Below are 20,437 nucleotides of genomic sequence, written 5' to 3'. Positions count from 1 at the left end.
TTTTATTCTATAGCTTTTTGTTTAGACCAATAACTTGCTAATACCAACCCAGAGAAAATATCCCAGATAGCCCAAAACGCAACCAACAACGCCATTCCGCCTAAACCATTAAAAAAACTAAAGATTAACAATAATCCTAAACCAGAATTTTGAATTCCAGTTTCAATAGATAGGGTTTTTTGATTTCGTTTTGATAACCCCATAATTTTGGCTGTGTAAAATCCAGTTGCCAATGCTAAAACATTATGGGCAATAACCAAAATTAGAACGTAATGAACATAATTAATAAAAATAGTATAATTATCGTAAAAAGCAATAATTATAAAAAGCATAAATATTACTAACGAGACAGGTTTTAAAATTTTTGTTAATTTGTCGGCAAATGCTGGTTTACGCTGTTTAACCCACATTCCTAGAATAAGAGGAACTCCTAAAATTAGAGAAACAAGTTTGACCAAAGTCCAAGGGTCTAATTCAATTTTTTGTAAAATTTCGGCCGTTGGAGCATATAAATTACCGTAAAACTGAAGATTAAAAGGAGTCATAACTAAGCTAACAAGTGTAGCAAATGCTGTTAAACTAACTGATAGGGCGGCGTTTCCTTTTGCCATTTGAGTCATAAAATTAGAAATGTTTCCTCCAGGGCAAGCAGCCACCATCATCATTCCTAAAGCTATACTAGGCATTGGGTTAACTAATTTTATAAAAATAAAAGTTACCAATGGTAGTAATAAAAACTGAGATACAATTCCTGTAAAAAGTATTTTAGGATTTTTAAATAATCGTTTAAAATCTTCTAACGTAATTCCCAAGGCAACTCCAAACATTATTATTGCTAAGGTTATATTTAGAATCCAAAGACCTTCGGTATCAAAATTTATTACAAGTGAATCTAAGTTTTCGTTCATTTTAGTTTTTAAAAGCGTACTCAATAATATTTGTTCCCATTTTTAAAGCTTTTTCTCTTATTTCATAATTATCATTATGAACTTCTTCATCTTCCCAACCATCGCTTAAATCTGCTTCATAATCATAAAAACAAATTAATCTTCCTTCGTAGAACAATCCAAAACCTTGCGGAGGTTTGCCATCGTGTTCATGAATTTTGGGTACACCACTTTCAAAATTAAATGACTGATGATATATTGGATGATTATATGGTATTTCTTTAAAATCTAACTTAGGAAATACCTTTTTAAGTTCTCTTCTAATAAATTTATCCAATCCATAATTATCTGAAATATGTAAAAAACCGCCTGAAATAAGGTAATTTCTTAAATTTTCAATAGCTTCATCGGTAAACATAACATTTCCGTGTCCAGTCATAAAGACAATAGGATAATTGTAAATATCAGTGCTTGTTACCGAAACGGTTTCGGGATTGTTCTTTATTGCTGTTTTAATAGACTTATTACTAAACTCGATTAAATTTGGCAATGCTGTTGGATTGGCATACCAATCTCCGCCTCCGTCATATTTTAAAATCGCAATTTGTTGTGCAAATGAATTATTATAGCACATTAAACATAAAGTAATTATAAATATAGGCGTATGGAAATTCTTTAAAATCAATATTTGAATCTTCTTTTTTATTTATTCATTAATAAAAGCAACGCTGTGCGTGGCAACAATACCTGCAGTTTCTGTTCTCAATCTGCTTTCTCCCAAAGATACAGGAATAAATTTATGTTCCAAGCTTTGCCGTATTTCCATTGTTGAAAAATCACCTTCAGGTCCAATAAGTATTGTTGTATTTGTTGAGGGTTTTAATTGAGATTTCAAGGTTTTTTTATCGGTTTCTTCACAATGAGCAATAAATAATTGACCATCGATAGGAGTTTTTATAAATTGACTAAATGCAATAGGTTTGTTAATTTTAGGAAAAGTAAATTTCAATGATTGTTTTGCCGCTGAATGTATAATTTTTTCCATTCTATCTAGTTTTAAAACCTTTCTTTCAGAATGTTCGCAAATAATGGGTGTAATTTCATCAATTCCAATTTCCGTTGCTTTTTCTAAAAACCATTCAAAACGATCGTTCAATTTTGTTGGTGCAATTGCAATGTGCAAGTAATAATTCCAAGGTTTATTATGAGTTTCAAAACTATTTATTTTAACCAAACATCTTTTATCGTTTGCTATTACAATTTCAGAATTGAACAGAAACCCTAAACCATTTGTTATAAAGATAGTATCGCCTTCTTTTTTTCGTAAAACTCTAACTATATGTCTACTTTCGGTTTTGTCGAAAGTGAAATTTTTAGTGGTTTCGTTTATTTCAGAATTATAGAATAACTGCATTTATAAATTCTTTTTAAAAGTACATCTTCTTTTGTAAGTAACCGGTTCAAAATTTTTCCAAACAGCAGCAATAGCCTTATTACTAGCTAATTCTGGTGTTCTTATGCAATTTACAATACCAATTTTCTCAAAAGATTTTTGATATTCATTAAAAATAAGAGCGTGAATACCTTTCCCATGATAGTTTGGATGCACACCAATTAAATAGAAAATAGCATCTTTACTATTTTTTTTTGCTTTTAATAAATGAAATATTCCAAAAGGTAATAATTTACCTTTAGCCTTTTGTAATGCTGTTGAAAATGAAGGCATTGTAATTGCAAATGCAACCATATTTTCATTTTTATCTACAACAAATTTTATGTATTCTGGGTTTATAAACGAAATGTATTTCTTTTTGAAATAATTTATTTCAACATCAGATATTGGAACGAAAGAAGGTAATGAAGCATAACTTTTATTAAACAAATCGAACATTTTGTTAACATAAGGCATTATATCTTTTGTTCTTGTAAAATTAAGAGGAGTTAACTCATAGCGTTTTTCTAGGATGGTACTAATTCTTCGAAGTGGAGCAGGAGTAACATTTTTAAAAGGAAATTTGTTTTCTAAATATTCTTTTTCAACTTTAAAACCTAAATTTTCGTAATGCGATTTATAATAAGGGTGGTTATACCAAGTTACCATGGTTCCAATATGATCAAATCCTTCTGTTAAAACACCAACTTTATCTAAATTTGAAAATCCAACAGGACCTTCCATAAATTCGAGTTTATTTTGTTTTCCAATTTCTTCAACTTTGCTTAAAAGTTTTTTTGAAACTTCGAAATCATCAATAAAATCGAACCAACCAAAACGCATTTTTTTAAGTTTTTGTTCGTTAAGTTCGGTGTAATTTATAATGGCCGATATTCTACCAACAATTTCGTTGTTTTTTAGAGCAATAAAAAAGCGCGCCGAAGCATGTTTAAATACAGGGTTTATATTTGAATCAAAACTCTCTAGCTCATCATTTATAATTGGCGGAACCCAGTAATTATTGTTTTTATATAGTTTAAAAGGAAACTTAACAAAAGTTTTAAGGTCCTTTTTTGAGGTCATTTCTTTAATTTCAATCATAGGTGTAAGATGCAATTATTTTCTTTTTTTACGAAATAATTTATCAAATAATCTTCCAAAAAAACCTTTCTTCTTTTTCTTTTTTAAGGAAGTTTTATTTGAAGTTTTTGTAACGGTATAAGTATCATAATGTCGGTCAAATCTCCAAGAAAAACCAGTTGAAAAATAATAGTAAGAATGATTATCAAAAAAATTGGTTCTAGCAGAGGCATCTATTTGTAAATTTTCATTAACTAAATAAGCTAAGCCAGTTCCAAATTGGTATTGAGGTGAATACAAATCTTGGTATCGACCTTGGTTTTCAACAAAAAACGACCATTGTTCATTAATTGCATAGGTAACCGTAGCAATGTATGCGTAATATTCACTATCTGAGCCAAAATCATCAGCAATTAAATTGGTTAAAAGCACTAACCTGTCTGTAAAATCATTTTGAAGTAAAACAGCAAGTTTATAACTCATAGAATCATCTCTGTAATCTTCACTTACAAATGTTGTGTGCACACCAGCATATACACCAATAGATGGAATTAATCTTTTCCAATCAAATGCCATTCTTTTTTTATAACTTCTAATTTCTTTGGATCTATCTGAAAATTTTTGCTCTCTTAATAAAAACTTTGCTCCAATTGATAAATCACTAATCCCTTTTTGCGTAAAATTTTTACCAACTGGATTTTGAATTTCATCAATTTGATAAGCTAAATTTAAGTTAAGTTCCAATTTTTCTGAAAACCTACCATGTCTAAAAAATAAATTACCTCCAAAAATATTGGGATGCGTTAAAATTGAAGGATTTTCATTATTTCTATAAAAAAAACCAGTTTCTACTTGATAAACATTTGTGCCAACTCCATAAGGGCTTTCAGAAAGCCCCGGTCTTTTAGAGTTTATAATTTCGGTATATTGCGATAAAGCTATTTGATAGCAACATACTGTTAAAAGAATAGTTAAAACTCGTTTCATAGTTAAGTTATTTTAGGTGTTCAAATATAAGATTTTATATAATTAAACGTTTTAGTTACTCTCAAATTGTTATTTTTGAAAATTATAGAAAAAATGTATTAAATGGGATTATTAAAAACAATAGCCATACTTATTATTATTTATTACGTAATCAAGTTTTTTAGTAGATATATTGCTCCTATTTTCTTGAAAAAAGTTATAAATAATGTAGAGAAAAAATTTAAAGAACAACAACAACAACAATATCAGCAAGATCAAACTGCTGGAGAAGTAGGTGAAACAGTAATTGCAAAAAAACCAACGCAGCCAAAAGAAAGTAATAAGGACGTAGGTGATTATGTAGATTATGAAGAAATAAAAGATTAATTATGAATGTTTCAATAAAAAAAGTAGTTCCTTATGTAATTGCAATAACTACTTTTATAGTTATTTCTTTAGCTTATTTTTCGCCAGTATTAAAGGGTGAAAAAATACAACAAAGTGATATTACTCAGTTTATTGGCTCCTCTAAAGAAATAAAAGACTTTAGAAAAGAAAATAACCAGGAACCATATTGGACAAATGCTACTTTTGGTGGAATGCCTTCGTATGTTGTTAGTGCTTATTACCCAAATGATTATATAAAAAAAATAGATAGAATAATACGTTTTTTACCAAGACCAGCAGATTATTTGTTTTTATATTTTTTAAGTTTTTTTATTCTTTTAATGGTGTTAAAAGTAGAATGGAAACTTGCCATTATTGGAGCTTTAGGCTTTGGACTTTCTACATATTTAATAATAATTTTAGGTGTTGGGCATAATGCGAAAGCTCACGCAATTGCTTATATGCCTTTAGTTTTAGCTGGAATTCTACTAGTTTTTCAGAAAAAACACATTCTTGGGTTTGTTATAACCACCTTAGCAATGGCATTAGAATTAAGTGCTAGTCATATTCAAATGACCTATTATTTAATGTTTCTTGTAATTATTTTAGGAATTATACAATTTACAGAATCGATTAAAAATAAAACAATTCCTGATTTTATAAAAAATGTTGGAATACTTTCTGTTTCGGTAATTTTAGCATTGGCAATTAATGCAACACATTTACTAGCTACTAGTGAATACTCTAAAGAAAGTACGAGAAGTAAAAGCGAATTAACAATTAATCCAGATGGCTCTATTAAACAGCCATCGTCGGGTTTAGATAAGGAATATATTACAGAATATAGTTATGGTGTGGCTGAAACTTTTAACTTGTTTATTCCTAGGTTTATGGGAGGTACAAGTCATGAAGAAGTTGAAAACAGTGAACTTCAACGTTTTTTACAAAACTCCGTAAATAAAGGATTGCAAGCAAGTGATGCAAATTATATAATGCGAATTTCATCGATGTATTGGGGAGATCAACCAATTGTTGCTGCTCCGGCGTATATTGGCGCTTTGTTTATATTTTTATTTGTGTTGGCATTATTTCTTGTAAAAGGAAGGTTTAGAAATTGGTTAGTAGCAGCAACTATATTTTCAATTTTAATGAGTTGGGGTAAGAATTTTTCATTTTTAACCGATTTCTTTATCAATTATATTCCATTATATAATAAATTCAGAGCAGTTTCTTCAATTCAAGTAATTGCAGAGTTAACAATTCCATTGTTGGGAATATTAGGCTTGAAAGAACTGTTTTCTTCTAAAATTACAAAAGAGGAAAAAGAAAATGCATTAAAATATACAACTATTATTGTTGCAGGATTGGCATTAATATTCACTGTTGGTGGAACCGGATTGTTCTCATTTGAAAGACCTTTAGATATTCAAATTGATGAACAATTAGCAGGTTATTTAGATGCTGTAACTGCAGATAGAAAAACATTGTTTTTTAATGATAGTTTGCGCTCGTTGATATTGGTTGTAGTACTTGCAGGAATTTTATGGTTGTTTATTAAAGAAAAAATCAATAAAAACTTAACCTTAATTGGTTTTGCAGTTTTAATGTTATTCGATTTAGTAAATGTTGATAAAAGATATGTAAATGACGATTTCTTTACATCTGCAAGAAAAGTTGACAAGCCATTTACAGCTTCTGAAATTGACAAACAAATTTTGAAAGATAAAAGTTATTATAGAGTAGCAGATTTCACTAAAAATATAATGGCAGATGGAGCAACTTCCTATTTTCATAAATCTATTGGAGGTTACCACGCAGCTAAACCAAGGCGTTATCAAGAATTATATGATTTTCATATAGCAAATGGAAATGGTCAGGTTTTAAATATGTTAAATACAAAATATATTATTGGTGCTGACGAGGAAGGTAAAGTTGGTTATGAATTGAACCAAGGAGCTAATGGAAATGCTTGGTTTATTTCAAAACTAAAAGTTGTTAATTCGGCAGATGATGAAATAAAAACTTTAGATAGTTTAAATACCAAGATTGAGGCGGTAATCAATACAGTAAATATTTCAGATAACTTAAAAACTAACTATAAACGGGACTCTATATCTAGTATTAAACTAGTGTCATATAAAGCAAATGAATTGGAGTATGAGTCTAAAACAACAAATATTCAGTTTGCTGTTTTTTCTGAAATGTATTACAAAAATGGTTGGAATGCTTATGTTGATGGAAAATTAACACCACATTACAATGTAAATTATGTTTTGCGTGGAATGGAAATTCCTGCAGGAAAACATAAGATTAGCTTTAAATTTGAACCAACCGTTATTAAAAAAGGAAATACAATTACTTTAATAGGTTATTTATTATTGTTAATTATTCCTTTGGGATGGTTTTTTATAGAAAAAAAGAAAAAAAATGTACAGTAAAATACCTGCAAAAAGGTACAAACATACTTTAGAATTTTTACAAAGCGTATTGCCCGCTCCAGCTACTGTGTTGGATTTAGGGGTTCGTAATCCGTTTTCTGAAATTATGGAACAAAACGGTTATACAGTTTATAATACTTCAGGAGAAGATTTAGATGAGGTTCCAGAAATTGTAAAAGAATTTAAAATTGATGCGGTTACTTCATTTGAGATTTTTGAGCATCTATTAGCTCCTTTAGCGGTTTTAAAAGCTATTGAAACAAAAAAAATAATTACTACCATACCTTTAAATTTGTGGTTTGCAAAAGCATATAAAAGTTCTACTGATATGCGTGATAGACATTATCACGAGTTTGAAGATTGGCAATTTGATTGGTTACTTGAAAAAGCTGGCTGGAATATTAAAAAAAGACAAAAGTGGACAAGTCCAATTAGTAAAATTGGAATTCGTCCAATTCTTAGAAAATTTACACCGCGCTACTATGCAGTGTATGCTGAAAAATAATTAGTATGCGCATAGGAATGATTTTAGATAAAACTTTTCCGCCCGATCCTAGGGTTGAAAATGAAGCTGTTTCATTGATTAAAAATGGTCATGAAGTTTTTTTATTTTGTTTAAAATATGCTGAAGAAAAGAATGAGGAAGTAATAAAAGGAATTCAGGTAAAACGTTATCAATCAAGTGCATTGGTGTATAAACTTTCTGCATTAGTTTATACAGTGCCTTTTTATACTTGGTTAATGTCAAAAAAAATAAATCATTTTTTAATTTCAAACCAAATAGAATCTGTTCATATACACGATATTCAAATTGCAGAGGCCGTATTTAGAGCTAATAAAAAATTGAATTTAAATACAGTGTTGGATTTACATGAAAACCGACCTGAAATAATGAAATTTTATCCTCATTTACAGAAATTTCCAGGGAAATATTTGATTTCTTCAAAAAAATGGAAACAAAAAGAAGAACTATTTATAAAAAAGGCTACTAAAGTTATTGTTGTTACCGAGGAAGCCAAAACAGAAATAGTAAAAAGAGTAGGTAAGGAGCCAAAAAATATTGTTGTTGTGCCTAATACGGTGCATAAAACGTATTTTAAAAACGCAGTTTATCAGAAAAATATTATTGAAAAATACAAAGCTAATTTTGTGTTGCTTTATATTGGAGATACAGGTTTAAGAAGAGGATTGCTAACAGCTATTGAAAGTATTTCGATTTTAAAAAATAGAATTCCAAACATTAAATTGGTAATAGTTGGAAGTAATTCTTCCGATAAGGTTTTGAAAGAATATGTAAATGATCACAATGTTCAAGATTTTGTAGATTTTGAAGGATGGCAAAATGAATCTTTGTTTCCATCATATATTAAAGCGAGTTCAGTTTGTATTTCGCCATTACATAGAAATTTGCACCATGACACTACATTTGCAAATAAAATCTTTCAATATATGAGTTTTGGAAAGCCTTTGTTAGTAAGCGATGCAACTTCACAAAAGAATATTGTTGAAAAAGCTGGGGCAGGTTTGGTTCACATAGCACAAGATTATAATGATTTTGCAGAAAAGGTGTTAGAATTGTATTTTGTTGAAGTTCTGCAGCAAAAGTTGGGAGGCAATGGTAAAAAGTTTATCGAAAATCATTTTTATTGGGAAAAAACTTCAGAAGCATTAATAAAATTATACTTAAATTAAGCTAATGAAAAAAGCACTTATAATTACTTATTATTGGCCACCAGCAGGAGGCTCTGGAGTGCAACGATGGTTAAAATTTGTAAAATATTTTAGAGACTTTGATGTTGAACCAATAATATACACGGTTAAAAATCCAAATTATCCTATTATTGATGAATCTTTAGTAAATGATATTCCAAAAGGAATTGAAGTGCTAAAACAACCAATTTGGGAGCCAAATAATATTCTTTCTTTATTTGGGAAAAAGAAAACAGAGAGTGCAGGTTTTTTGAATTCAAAACCAACTTTTTTTGGGAAAATATTACAATATGTGCGCGCTAATTACTTTATACCAGATGCAAGAAAATATTGGGTAAAACCTTCGGTTAAATTTTTAAGGGAATATATTTCAAAAAATAAAATAGATGTTGTAATAACAACCGGTCCGCCACATAGTATGCATTTAATTGGTTTGGAATTGAAAAAAACATTAAATGTAAAATGGATTTCAGATTTTAGAGATCCTTGGACCGAGATTGATTATTTTCATCAGCTTCCATTAACTAAAAAGTCTATTAAAAAACACCATTCTTTAGAGCAAGAAGTTTTAAAAAAAGCAGATAGTGTTTTGGTTGTTGGTAATACAATGAAATTAAATTACAATAAATTTAGCAATGTTGTAAAAACGATAACAAATGGATTTGATGGTGAAATAGTGTTGACTAAAACTGAGTTGGATGAAAAGTTTACACTTACTCATATTGGTTTAATGAATGCAGATAGAAATTCTAAAATATTGTGGGGAGCTATCTCAGAATTGATTTCAGAAAATAATAATTTTAAAAAGGATTTTATTTTGAAATTAATTGGTAAAGTAGATGCAACCGTAACTGAAAGTATTTCTAAATACAAGCTTCAAAATAATGTAGAATTAATTAATTATGTAACGCATAATGAAGTTGTAAATTTTCAAAAAAAATCACAAGTATTGTTAATGCTAGTTAATAATGTACCAAGCGCCAAAGGAATAATTACCGGGAAAATATTTGAATATTTAATGGCAAAAAGACCAATTTTAGCAATTGCTCCTACAAAAGGAGATTTGGCTGAGATTATAAAACAAACTAACTCTGGATCAGTTGTGGACTTTAGCGATAAGGATGCTTTAAAAAATGCTATTTTAGATTTATATTTAAGATTTAAAAAGGGGAATTTATTGATTAACTCTATAAATATTGAACAATATCATAGAAGAGAATTAACGAAACAAGTGGCAAAAATTATACATAGAATTGCAGAATGAAAAAAATAATAACCATTTTAGGCGCTCGTCCACAATTTGTTAAAGCCGCTGTTTTAAGCAGGGTTATTAGTAAATATAATATTTTAGAAGAAGTTATTGTGCACACCGGGCAGCATTATGACGCTAATATGAGTGACATTTTTTTTAAAGAAATGGAAATTCCAGAGCCTAAATATAATTTAGCAATTAATGGTTTAAGTCACGGTGCAATGACTGGGCAAATGTTAACAGAAATTGAAAAGGTTTTAGAAATTGAAAATCCAGATTTGGTTGTTGTTTATGGAGATACAAATTCTACTTTAGCGGGCGCATTGGCTGCATCAAAAATGCATATAAAAGTGGTACATGTTGAAGCTGGTTTACGTTCTTTTAATATGAAAATGCCAGAAGAAATAAATAGAATTTTAACAGATAGAATTGCTGATTTATTATTATGCCCTACAGATACTGCAATTAATAATTTGCAAATAGAAGGATTTGATAGTTTTCCTTCAAAAATTGTGAAATGTGGAGATATAATGAAGGATGCTGTTGAGTTTTACAGCAAAACTTCATTAGAAAAATCATCTATTATTTCGGAATTGAATTTAAAAAATAATGAATTCGTTTTGGCAACAATTCATAGACAAGAAAATACAGATAATATTGAAACTTTAAAATCTATTTTTGAGGGGTTACAAAAAATAAATGAAAAGTATCAAGTTGTTTTACCTCTTCATCCAAGAACTAGGGCTATTTTAGAAAAAAATAAGTTATCATATAATTTAACAATTGTCAATCCAATAGGATATTTTGATATGTTGGAATTATTGAAGAATTGTAAAATGGTTATTACCGATAGTGGAGGACTTCAAAAAGAGGCTTTCTTTAATAAAAAGCATTGTATTATTGCTCGCGAAGAAACCGAATGGGTAGAATTGGTATCAAATGATTTTGCTGAAATAGTTGGAGGTAATAGTGATAAAATGTTGAAAGTATTTAATAATTATGCTAATTCTAAAGCAGATTTTTCAGTGAATTTATTTGGTAATAATGTTGGGGAGAAAATTTATACCGAAATTCTTAAATTAATCTAATGGGAATTGTTTTAAAACAGTCTTTTAATAATACGTTAATTCTATTTTTGGGTTTTGCCATTGGAGGAATAAATGTGCTGTTTTTGTATATCCATTTTTTACATGAAGATTATTTTGGACTAATTACTTTTTTACTTTCAACTGCCAATATTTTATTGCCTTTGTTAGTTTTTGGAATGCAGCACACCATAATTAAATTTTATTCATCTTATAAAACAAAGACTGAGCAAGATGGATTTTTAATGACTACCTTGTTTTTACCATTAGTTATAATAATTCCGCTTGCATTAATTGGAACTTTTTTTTACGAAACTGTTTCTAATTGGTTATCTGCAGAAAATATATTAATTAAGGATTATTCGTACTTAATTTTTATTATAGCCGTTTTTATGGGTTATTTTGAAGTGTTTCATTCCTGGACAAAAGTGCAACTTAATTCTGTTTTTGGAAATTTTATTAAAGAAATTTTTGCGCGCCTATGTACATCGTTTTTATTGTTGGCCGTTTATTTACAGTACTTAACCAATGAACAATTTATTTATGCAGTTGTTATAGTTTATGGTGTTAGAACTTTAATTATGAAGCTTTATGCGTATTATGTTTATAAACCTGTATTTATTTTTAAGCTTCCGAAAAATTTAAAAGAAATAGTATCCTTTTCGGGTTATATAATTGTAGCAGGTTCTGCATCAGGGATATTATTGGAAATTGATAAGTTTATGATTCCTCAGATGGAACAAATTGCTGAAGTAGCTTATTATTCTGTTGGAATTTATATTGCAAGTGTTATAGCAATCCCAACTAGGGCAATGCAGCAAATTACCAGTCCAATTACTGCAAAAGAAATGAATGCAAATAATATTAACGAAGTTGAAAAATTGTATAAACAAACTTCAATTAATTTATTGGTGGTTGGAGGTTTATTCTTTTTGTTAATTAACATTAATATTTCAGATTTATACGAGATAATTAACAAACCACAGTTTACGAAAGGAATTTTAATTGTGCTTATAATTTCGGTGGCTAAACTTATTGAACTTGCATTGGGAACAGGAAATGCAATTTTGGTGAATTCGAAATATTATAAAATATTTTTTTACTTATCCTTGGCAATGGCTGTTAGTGTTATTGTTTTAAATCATTGGCTAATTAAATTAATTGGAATAAATGGAGCTGCATTGGCAACATTAATTGTCGTCCTTATGTATAGTTTAATAAAAATGGGATATATAAAAATGAAGTTAAATATTCATCCATTTGGACTAAATACCCTTAAAATAATATTGATTATAATAGCTATTTATGGTGGATTTTATTTTTGGAATTTTAATTTAAACCCAATTGTAAATATAATTTTGAAAGGAATTATAACTTGTGGAATTTATCTTTTCTTAATAAAGAAACTTCATATATCAGAGGATATTAATAGTCTTGTATCCAAATTTTTAAAATAAAATTGGTTCATTTTAAAATATTGAATTTACAAATTTAAGGTAATTAATGTTACATTATATTTCCCGTTAAAATGTATATTTTCGTTAAATTGTTAAATAGGAGTTATAGATGCAATACTTTTATCATATTTTATATGGAGTTTTAATGGCATATTTTGGTTTAATTTCTCCAGGAATGTTAAATATGACAGCTCTAAAAATAAGAATAAACTATGGTAAAGTAGCAAGTGTAAAATTTTCTATTGGAGCTGCAATAGTTGTTTTCTTTCAAGCCGGAATAGCTTTGTATTTTGCCAATTATTTTAACCATAATCCAACCATAATTTCATTATTAAAAACTATTGCTATTTTTGTGTTTATAGCACTTTCTATATTTTTTTATATACTTTCTCGTAAGGAATTGAATCCAAAACCAACCAAGCAATCGGGTAATTATTTTGTGAAAGGAATTGCAATGTCATCGATTAACATGTTAGCAATTCCATTTTATTTAGGATTAAGTATTTATTTAACATCGGTAAATAAATTAATAATTGAACAACCGTATATTCTGTTATTTGTTATTGGAGCAGGGTTAGGGTCGTTTTTAATTTTTTATACCTATATAGTTTTTGCAAGGATAATTATTTTAAAGGTATCTTTTATAGCAAAAAACATCAATATAATTTTAAGTTTATTGTTTTTGATGTTGGCAATTTTTACCTTGGTTAAGATATTACAGTAATTTTATTTTTATATTTACAGAACTTAAAGAATTAGTTAAAATATGATTGAGGCTATTGATAAAAACTTACAAAGAGGCATTCAACTTTTACAATATATATCTGACGAAAATTACAGAGATACTTCAATAGCTCCTTATTATTCTAGTATTGGAAGTCATATGAGACATATTTTAGATGTTTTCGACTGTATTTTTGAAGGAATTTCCAACAATGAAATAAATTTAATTAAACGAAAAAGAAATCAAGAATCCGAAACTTTTACTGAAAAAGGAATTGCTTATTTTAATGAAGTTTTAATGAAATTAGAATCATTAAAAAATGAAGATTTTGATAAAATTGTAAAAGTTACCGATGATCTTGGACTAGGTGTGGTTACTGCAAATTATACCTTGGGTGGAATTTTAATTCAGGCACACAGCCACGCAATTCATCATTTTGCAAGTATAGGTTATGTAATATCTCAATTAGGAATTGAACTTCCAGACGAAGATTTTGGATTTAATCCAACTACTCCAAAAACTACAATTAATTAACAGATAGGTTTTTAACTTTTTTAATGTAATTTTTATATCTAAAATAAACATCAATTAAGTTTTTGAAATCAGAATACGGTACATTATTTAACTCATTATTTTTTGTCCCAATTTCAAAAATAGTTTTCCAGTGCTGTTTTATAGTTTTTAATGCAGAAAAATAACTACCACTTAAAGAATCATACACATGCGTTGGCTCTGCAATTACCCCATTTATTTCAAGAATTTTGAAATTTTCGCCTTTGAGTAAATCGTCAAAACTTTTGTACTTTAAATCGAGCCTTCCGTAATACCATCCCGTAATTTCACTATTAATAAAATCAAAAGTATTTTCTAAATCTCTAGAAATTAAATGATTTCCATTTATAAATTGAGTTCCCTTTGAGTGGTTTCCAATAATATTTAAAACAACTTCTTCATTTTTCAAAGGAATAAATTCAAGTTTATCCCTATTTAATTCTAAAATTAGATCAATATATTTTTGTGCTCTATCATTTTCTTTTATCAGAGTTTTTAAGGTCGATTTTCCATCACCAAATACCGATAAATATTTTTTTAATGTAATAGATGTTATTTTACCTTTTTTAGTACCAGGAATTCTGTGGTAAAAAATTCCACATTCGTTTTTAAAATCAATAAATTCTTGAATGATTAAATTAATTGAGTTGAATTTATTTAAATAAGATATTAGAGATTTTTCAGAATCTATTTTTTTAACTAATAAGCCTCTAAAACCAATGTCTGGTTTAATTATTAACGGATATCTAATTTGTTCAATTTTTAATTCGTTTAAGATATTTTCAATAGTTTCTTGTTTTTTTACAAATACACTTTTTGGTTTGTATTTTCTAGGTAATAATTTAATTGTTTTGTATTTGGACTCTAAACCATTTCCAGAACCTTCAATGCTTGGATTTACTGCAGAAAAAAAACCAAAACTCTTAGCCTTTATAGCTAAATAAAAAGCGTATGGAAGTAATGGAACATAAAACATATAAGATGGCCAATATTCCCAGTTTTTTAAAAATTTAGGATTAAATATGCTCATTTATTTAGAGTTAAAAAAAGCATTTAGAATTATTCTAATACCTAAAAAACCTAATACAATTGCCGCAATTGCCAAAATAATACCTAAAATTAGCCATAGATAATTATTTTGAAGTTTAATTGCTTTGAAACCTATTGTAATTAAAATTGGTGCAATTAATAACAGTGGTAAAGCCGCCAATTCATACTTTAATCCTCTGGTTAATTCTTTTCTATCGGTTCCCATTAGTATAGTTGTCTATTGCGTTTCTAACGTTTTTATGTTTTAAAAGTAATTGATGTGCAACTTTTTCAGTAATATTCAATTCATCCATCAACATTTTTGTTCCTCTATCTATAAGTTTATTGTTAGATAGTTGCATATCTACCATTTTATTTCCTTTAATCTTTCCAAGTTGAATCATTGCACTTGTTGAGATCATGTTTAAAGTTAATTTTTGAGCAGTACCAGCTTTCATTCTTGAACTTCCAGTAACAAATTCGGGTCCTACAATAACTTCAATTGGATGTTTTGAAACCAATGCCATAGGACTATTTTTATTACAAGTAATACAACCTGTTAAAATATTATTATCATTACATTTTTCTAATGCACCAATTACATAAGGAGTTGTGCCTGAGGCTGCAATACCAATTACGGTATCGTTAGAATTTATGTTATATTCTTTTAAATCTTGCCAACATTGTGTTTTTGAATCTTCTGCAAATTCAACAGCTTTTCTTATTGCTGTATCTCCTCCAGCAATAATGCCAATTACCATTGTATGCGGAACACCAAAAGTAGGAGGGCACTCCGAGGCATCAACTATTCCAAGTCTTCCACTAGTTCCAGCGCCAATGTAAAATAACCTACCGCCTCTTTTCATTCTTAAAACAAGTTGTTCTACAAGTTTTTCAATCTTCGGAATAACTTTTTCAACCGCTAGAGGAACCGTTTTGTCTTCATTATTAATATTGGTTAAAATTTCATTTAGCGTCATTCTTTCTAAATGATTGTAATTTGATGATTGTTCCGTTGTCTTTATAAAACCCATTTTTCAAAAATACTAAATTGAAACTATTAATTAATGTGACTTCTTAAAAAAATAAGTGTCATAAAACTATTACTTATAATTTATTAATTATTGCATTATGAAGAACATTACGGCATCAATATCATCATTTTTTAATTCAATTTCAGAAGGGTTTGGCGATTGGGGATTAAGTCTAATAGGGGCAATTGTTTCGTTAATAATTGGTTTGTGGATTATTAGAATTATAATGAATGCGGTTTCCAAATTGTTCGAAAAATCGAGGATTGATGAAACTTTAAGACCATTTTTAATTACATTAATTGGTTTTGCTCTAAAAGCACTATTATTTATTACCATAGCACAAATTGTTGGTGTTCCAATGACATCTTTTGCGGTATTGCTGGGTGGAGTAGGTATTGCAATTGGAGCAGCATTTAATGGTTCTTTAGGTCATTTAGCTTCGGGTGTAATGTTGTTAATTTTTAAACCATTTAAAGTTGGCGATTTAATTGAGGTAAATGGAGAGTTAGGTTTTGTTAAAGAAATATCGGTATTTGTTACAATTTTAGAGACTTTTCAAAATAAAACATCCATACTTCCAAATGGTAGTATAACAGCAAATAAAATAGTAAATTATACCACAAAAGGAAACTTAAGGGTAGATATGCCTTTTGGAATTAGATACGGAACTGATATTGATAAAGCAAAGGAAATTGTAAATAATATTTTGGCAAATGATACAAATGTTTTAAAGGATCCATGTCCAAGAGTTGCAGTTAATAATTTAGGGCAAAATGGAATTGAATTGTTGGCCTTACCATATTCTAGCGTTGATTCCTATTGGGATGTTTACTGGGATACTCGACAAAAAATAGTGGAAGCATTGGGAGAAGCTGGATATGAAGCACCGTTCCCACAACGTGTAGTTACCATGTCTAAATAAAAATATGAAAGAGAAAGAGAAAAAAAGAAAAGAAAAAGTACAAAAAAAAGCGAACAAATTATTTTGTTCGCTTTTTAATTTATTGTAATTCAATTATTACATCAAAACACTTTCTGCCGGAATTGAAGCAATTATTTTGTTGAAAGTTTCACTAGGTCTCATAGCTTTATTAGCCAATTCTAAATTAGGCATATAGTATCCTTTTAAATCAACTGATTCACCTTGAGCACCATTTAATTCTAATAAAATTTTTGATTTATTTTTAAATAACTCTTTATAAATTTTACTAAACAATAATTTCAAATCAGCATCTTTACTTTGATTTGCAAGCGCTTCAGCCCAATATAGTGTTAAATAAAAATGGCTACCTCTATTGTCTAGTTCATAAACTTTTCTTGATGGAGATTTTTTATTTTCTAAAAATTTATTTGTTGCTTCATCTAGTGCGTCAGCTAATACCAAAGCTTTAGAATTATTATAGTTTTCACCTAAATGTTCTAAAGATACCGCTAACGCTAAAAATTCACCTAAAGAATCCCAGCGTAAATGACCCTCTTTTACAAATTGTTGTACATGTTTAGGTGCAGATCCTCCAGCTCCTGTTTCAAATAAACCACCACCATTCATTAACGGAACTATTGAAAGCATTTTGGCACTTGTTCCAACTTCTAAAATTGGGAATAAATCTGTTAAAAAATCTCTTAAAACATTTCCTGTTACAGAAATTGTATCTAATCCTTGTTTTATTCTAAATAATGTAAATAATGTAGCGTCATATGGCGACATTATTTGGATATCTAATCCAGAAGTATCTAGTTTAGGTAAGTAAAGATCAATTTTTTTAATTAATTCTCTATCGTGAGCTCTAGTTTCATCAAGCCAGAATATTGCTGGCGTATTTGTTGCTCTTGCTCTTTTAACAGCTAATTTAATCCAATCTTGAATAGGAGCGTCTTTTACTTGGCACATTCTCCAAATATCACCTTCTTCTACATTATGTTCAATTAGGGTTTTCCCCGATGCATCAATTACTTTTACAATTCCTTCTGATGGAATTTCAAAAGTTTTATCGTGCGAACCATATTCTTCAGCCTTTTGAGCCATTAAACCTACATTTGGAACAGTTCCCATTGTAGTAGGATCAAATGCACCATTCTTTTTACAAAAATCAATAGTGGCTTGATAAATTCCGGCATAACTACTATCTGGAATAACAGCTTTTGTATCTTGTTGAACGCCTTCGGCATTCCACATTTGTCCAGATGTACGAATCATCGCTGGCATTGAAGCATCTATAATAACATCACTTGGGACATGTAAGTTTGTAATTCCTTTGTCTGAATTAACCATTGCCAATGCAGGGCCGTTTTCATAACAATCAATAATACTATCTTCAATTTCAGTCTTTTTGTCTTCTGGTAAATTTTGAATTTTTGAAACTAAATCACCAAAGCCATTGTTTTCTTCAACGCCTAGCTCCTTTAAAGTGTCTCCATATTTATCAAAAATATCCTTAAAAAATACTTTTACCGCGTGTCCAAAAATTATTGGATCAGAGATTTTCATCATTGTAGCTTTCATATGTAATGAAAACAATACGTCTTTTTCTTTAGCATCCTTAATTTGCTCCTCCAAGAAAGAAATTAATGCTTTTTTACTCATTACAGTACCATCAATAATTTCACCTTCTAATAAATCTAACCCTTCTTTTAAAATGGTTGTTGCACCAGATTTATCTGTAAATTCGATATTTATTTTTGTAGCCTTTTCTAGTGTTATTGATTTTTCATTAGAACGAAAATCATTGTCCTTCATTGTTGCTACATGTGTTTTCGAATTTGAAGACCAAGCACCCATTGAATGAGGATTGTTTCTGGCATAATTTTTTACTGCTTTTGGAGCTCTTCTATCCGAATTACCTTCTCGCAATACTGGGTTTACTGCAGATCCTTTTACAGAATTATATCTTTTAAGAATTTCTTTTTCTTCTGGAGTTTTTGGTTCTTCTGTATAATCAGGAATTGCATACCCTAATTCTTGAAGCTCTTTAATTGCTGTTTTTAATTGTGGAACTGAAGCAGAAATATTAGGTAATTTAATAATATTTGCTTCTGGTTTTTTTGCTAAATCTCCTAATTCAGATAAGGCATCTTCTACTTTTTGTTCTTCCGTTAAATATTCTGGAAAAACGGCTAATATCCTACAAGCTAAAGAAATATCTTTTGTTTCAATATCAATATGTGCTGGTGCTGCAAAAGCTTTTACAATTGGTAAAAAAGAATATGTTGCTAAAGCCGGAGCTTCATCAGTTTTTGTATAAAAAATTTTAGGAGTCGTACTCATAATATTATTAATGTATTTAATAAATAATTTATTTTTTTGTTTCAATTATAATAGTCAAAACCATAAATAATTGAATGCAACAAATGTAATAAATATTGTAAGAAAAGCTACTTCGAAAACGTTATAAATGGAGGTTTCAAATTAAATAAAGTGTAAAAAAAAAGGCTATATTTTGAGAGATTCGTAAAGCTATATAAAAAACAAAAGCCATAATACTGATTTCTCGCTATTATGGCTTTTTGCTGAAATACTTTTTTTAATAATTTTCAATGATTTTTTAACTGTTTTGCCATTTTTTCAAACAACAAGCTAAAACTTTCATCTAATTAAGCTGTTTTTCTTACAAATTACAACATTTTATTAAACTAGTTATTTCTTTTAAAAGAACTCCTAAAGCTTTGTTGCATCTTTTAGAAATCTAAATTATACTCGCTTTAAACAGTTGTTTTAAAAATGTTTTTAAAATCTTGTTTCCATTAATTCATGCTAAATACCTGGTCACTTTACTCATTTAAAAGTTTGATTCTAAAAACGATGTTCAAGAACATTTAGAACTAATAATTAAATTTTTTTTAAACTTTAAAAAGTTACATTTTAATGTTAAAATCAACTTGTTATTAATTCTAATGTAAATTAACCATCAAATTTTAAAAAAACCAAATAAAACTGAAATTTGATATAAACAAGATGTAAACCAAGGTTATGAACAATTGTTCATAACGAAAAAACCACTTCAAATTTGAAGTGGTTTTAAATTTTCTTATAGAAATTAGACTAGCGTCTTTTTTCTGAAATTCTTGCTTTTTTACCAGTTAAACCTCTAAAGTAGAAAATACGTGCTCTACGAACTCTACCGTGTTTGTTAACTTCGATTTTTTGAATTGATGGTAAATTCACAGGGAAAATACGTTCAACACCAACTGTTCCTGACATTTTTCTAATTGTAAATGTTTCAGAAGTTCCAGTTCCTCTTCTTTGAATTACCGTTCCTTTAAAGAACTGAGTACGGGTTTTTTGTCCCTCTTTAATTTCGTAATAAACTGTAATTGAATCTCCTGCTTGAAATTGAGGGAATTCATTTTTAGTTACATATTCGTCTTGTACAAATTTTACTAAACTTTCCATTGTTAAATTTTTAA

At 28.7% G+C, this 20,437-nt stretch carries 20 protein-coding genes; 10 read left to right on the top strand and 10 right to left on the bottom strand.

Translation table 11 applies throughout. From position 1 onward, the window contains the following. Positions 1-2: 2 nt before the first annotated feature. From Q0776_RS15670 to Q0776_RS15650, 5 genes are all read right to left on the bottom strand, one after another. Positions 3-908 carry a bile acid:sodium symporter family protein gene (locus Q0776_RS15670; RefSeq protein WP_298370291.1) on the bottom strand — a complete coding sequence of 302 codons (906 nt, stop codon included), beginning with the start codon at positions 906-908 and terminating at the stop codon, positions 3-5. A gap of 1 nt (position 909) precedes the next feature. Next, positions 910-1,521: a DUF4159 domain-containing protein gene (locus Q0776_RS15665; RefSeq protein ID WP_298370289.1), complete on the bottom strand. Its 612-nt coding sequence runs from the start codon at positions 1,519-1,521 to the stop codon at positions 910-912. A gap of 72 nt (positions 1,522-1,593) precedes the next feature. Continuing rightward, positions 1,594-2,301, bottom strand: a complete 708-nt coding sequence (locus Q0776_RS15660; protein ID WP_298370288.1) for a 16S rRNA (uracil(1498)-N(3))-methyltransferase — start codon at positions 2,299-2,301, stop codon at positions 1,594-1,596. Further along, the gene (locus Q0776_RS15655; protein WP_298370287.1) at positions 2,302-3,420 is read right to left on the bottom strand and encodes a GTP cyclohydrolase; all 1,119 of its coding nucleotides are present in this window, start codon (positions 3,418-3,420) and stop codon (positions 2,302-2,304) included. Positions 3,421-3,435: 15 nt separating this feature from the next. Continuing rightward, positions 3,436-4,386, bottom strand: coding sequence for a transporter (locus tag Q0776_RS15650; RefSeq protein WP_298370286.1), 951 nt, complete (start codon positions 4,384-4,386; stop codon positions 3,436-3,438). 102 nt (positions 4,387-4,488) lie between these two features. Here Q0776_RS15650 and Q0776_RS15645 point away from each other — a divergent pair, with 102 nt between their 5' ends. From Q0776_RS15645 to Q0776_RS15605, 9 genes are all read left to right on the top strand, one after another. Continuing rightward, positions 4,489-4,752 carry a DUF4834 family protein gene (locus tag Q0776_RS15645; protein WP_298370285.1) on the top strand — a complete coding sequence of 88 codons (264 nt, stop codon included), beginning with the start codon at positions 4,489-4,491 and terminating at the stop codon, positions 4,750-4,752. A gap of 2 nt (positions 4,753-4,754) precedes the next feature. Beyond that, a complete protein-coding gene (locus tag Q0776_RS15640) occupies positions 4,755-7,190 on the top strand; it encodes a YfhO family protein (protein WP_298370284.1) in 2,436 nt (811 codons plus the stop codon). Continuing rightward, entirely contained in the window at positions 7,180-7,695 is a 516-nt protein-coding gene (locus Q0776_RS15635; protein WP_298370282.1) for a methyltransferase, read from the top strand. Before Q0776_RS15640 ends, Q0776_RS15635 begins: the two co-directional genes overlap by 11 nt. Positions 7,696-7,700: 5 nt before the next feature. Continuing rightward, positions 7,701-8,882 carry a glycosyltransferase family 4 protein gene (locus Q0776_RS15630; RefSeq protein ID WP_298370280.1) on the top strand — a complete coding sequence of 394 codons (1,182 nt, stop codon included), beginning with the start codon at positions 7,701-7,703 and terminating at the stop codon, positions 8,880-8,882. A 4-nt stretch (positions 8,883-8,886) separates the two neighbouring features. After that, positions 8,887-10,164 carry a glycosyltransferase gene (locus Q0776_RS15625; RefSeq protein WP_298370278.1) on the top strand — a complete coding sequence of 426 codons (1,278 nt, stop codon included), beginning with the start codon at positions 8,887-8,889 and terminating at the stop codon, positions 10,162-10,164. Further along, positions 10,161-11,240, top strand: coding sequence for a UDP-N-acetylglucosamine 2-epimerase (non-hydrolyzing) (gene wecB, locus Q0776_RS15620; RefSeq protein WP_298370276.1), 1,080 nt, complete (start codon positions 10,161-10,163; stop codon positions 11,238-11,240). The genes Q0776_RS15625 and wecB overlap by 4 nt, the downstream gene beginning before the upstream one ends. After that, positions 11,240-12,694, top strand: coding sequence for a polysaccharide biosynthesis C-terminal domain-containing protein (locus Q0776_RS15615; RefSeq protein WP_298370275.1), 1,455 nt, complete (start codon positions 11,240-11,242; stop codon positions 12,692-12,694). Before wecB ends, Q0776_RS15615 begins: the two co-directional genes overlap by 1 nt. 109 nt (positions 12,695-12,803) lie before the next feature. After that, positions 12,804-13,418, top strand: coding sequence for a hypothetical protein (locus Q0776_RS15610; protein ID WP_298370271.1), 615 nt, complete (start codon positions 12,804-12,806; stop codon positions 13,416-13,418). A 42-nt stretch (positions 13,419-13,460) separates the two neighbouring features. Next, positions 13,461-13,952, top strand: a complete 492-nt coding sequence (locus Q0776_RS15605; RefSeq protein ID WP_298370270.1) for a DinB family protein — start codon at positions 13,461-13,463, stop codon at positions 13,950-13,952. Here the strand turns inward: Q0776_RS15605 and Q0776_RS15600 are convergent. From Q0776_RS15600 to murQ, 3 genes are read right to left on the bottom strand one after another with little or no spacing between them, the layout of a single operon-like run. Further along, positions 13,945-15,000 (bottom strand): D-alanine--D-alanine ligase, encoded by a 1,056-nt coding sequence (locus tag Q0776_RS15600; protein ID WP_298370268.1) that lies wholly within the window; start codon positions 14,998-15,000, stop codon positions 13,945-13,947. The two genes, Q0776_RS15605 and Q0776_RS15600, sit on opposite strands and share 8 nt — an antisense overlap. Beyond that, positions 15,001-15,225, bottom strand: coding sequence for a DUF6095 family protein (locus tag Q0776_RS15595; RefSeq protein ID WP_298370266.1), 225 nt, complete (start codon positions 15,223-15,225; stop codon positions 15,001-15,003). It lies immediately after the preceding gene. Then, on the bottom strand, positions 15,212-16,033 hold the full coding sequence (murQ, locus tag Q0776_RS15590; RefSeq protein ID WP_298370263.1) for an N-acetylmuramic acid 6-phosphate etherase: 822 nt from the start codon (positions 16,031-16,033) through the stop codon (positions 15,212-15,214). The genes Q0776_RS15595 and murQ overlap by 14 nt, the downstream gene beginning before the upstream one ends. 97 nt (positions 16,034-16,130) lie before the next feature. Between murQ and Q0776_RS15585 the strand changes: the two genes are divergently transcribed. Continuing rightward, positions 16,131-16,955, top strand: a complete 825-nt coding sequence (locus Q0776_RS15585; RefSeq protein ID WP_298370260.1) for a mechanosensitive ion channel domain-containing protein — start codon at positions 16,131-16,133, stop codon at positions 16,953-16,955. Between the two features lie 96 nt (positions 16,956-17,051). On the opposite strand, the gene Q0776_RS15580 is transcribed toward Q0776_RS15585, so the two are convergent. Further along, positions 17,052-19,298 (bottom strand): NADP-dependent isocitrate dehydrogenase, encoded by a 2,247-nt coding sequence (locus Q0776_RS15580; protein ID WP_298370257.1) that lies wholly within the window; start codon positions 19,296-19,298, stop codon positions 17,052-17,054. A 774-nt stretch (positions 19,299-20,072) separates the two neighbouring features. Continuing rightward, a complete protein-coding gene (rplS, locus tag Q0776_RS15575) occupies positions 20,073-20,423 on the bottom strand; it encodes a 50S ribosomal protein L19 (protein WP_298370255.1) in 351 nt (116 codons plus the stop codon). Between the last annotated feature and the right edge of the window lie 14 nt (positions 20,424-20,437).

The organism is uncultured Lutibacter sp. (genome assembly GCF_947495725.1).
Classification (GTDB): Bacteria; Bacteroidota; Bacteroidia; order Flavobacteriales; family Flavobacteriaceae; genus Lutibacter.
Note: the sequence above shows the minus strand (reverse complement) of the source record. Positions and strands in the feature narration are given on the sequence as shown.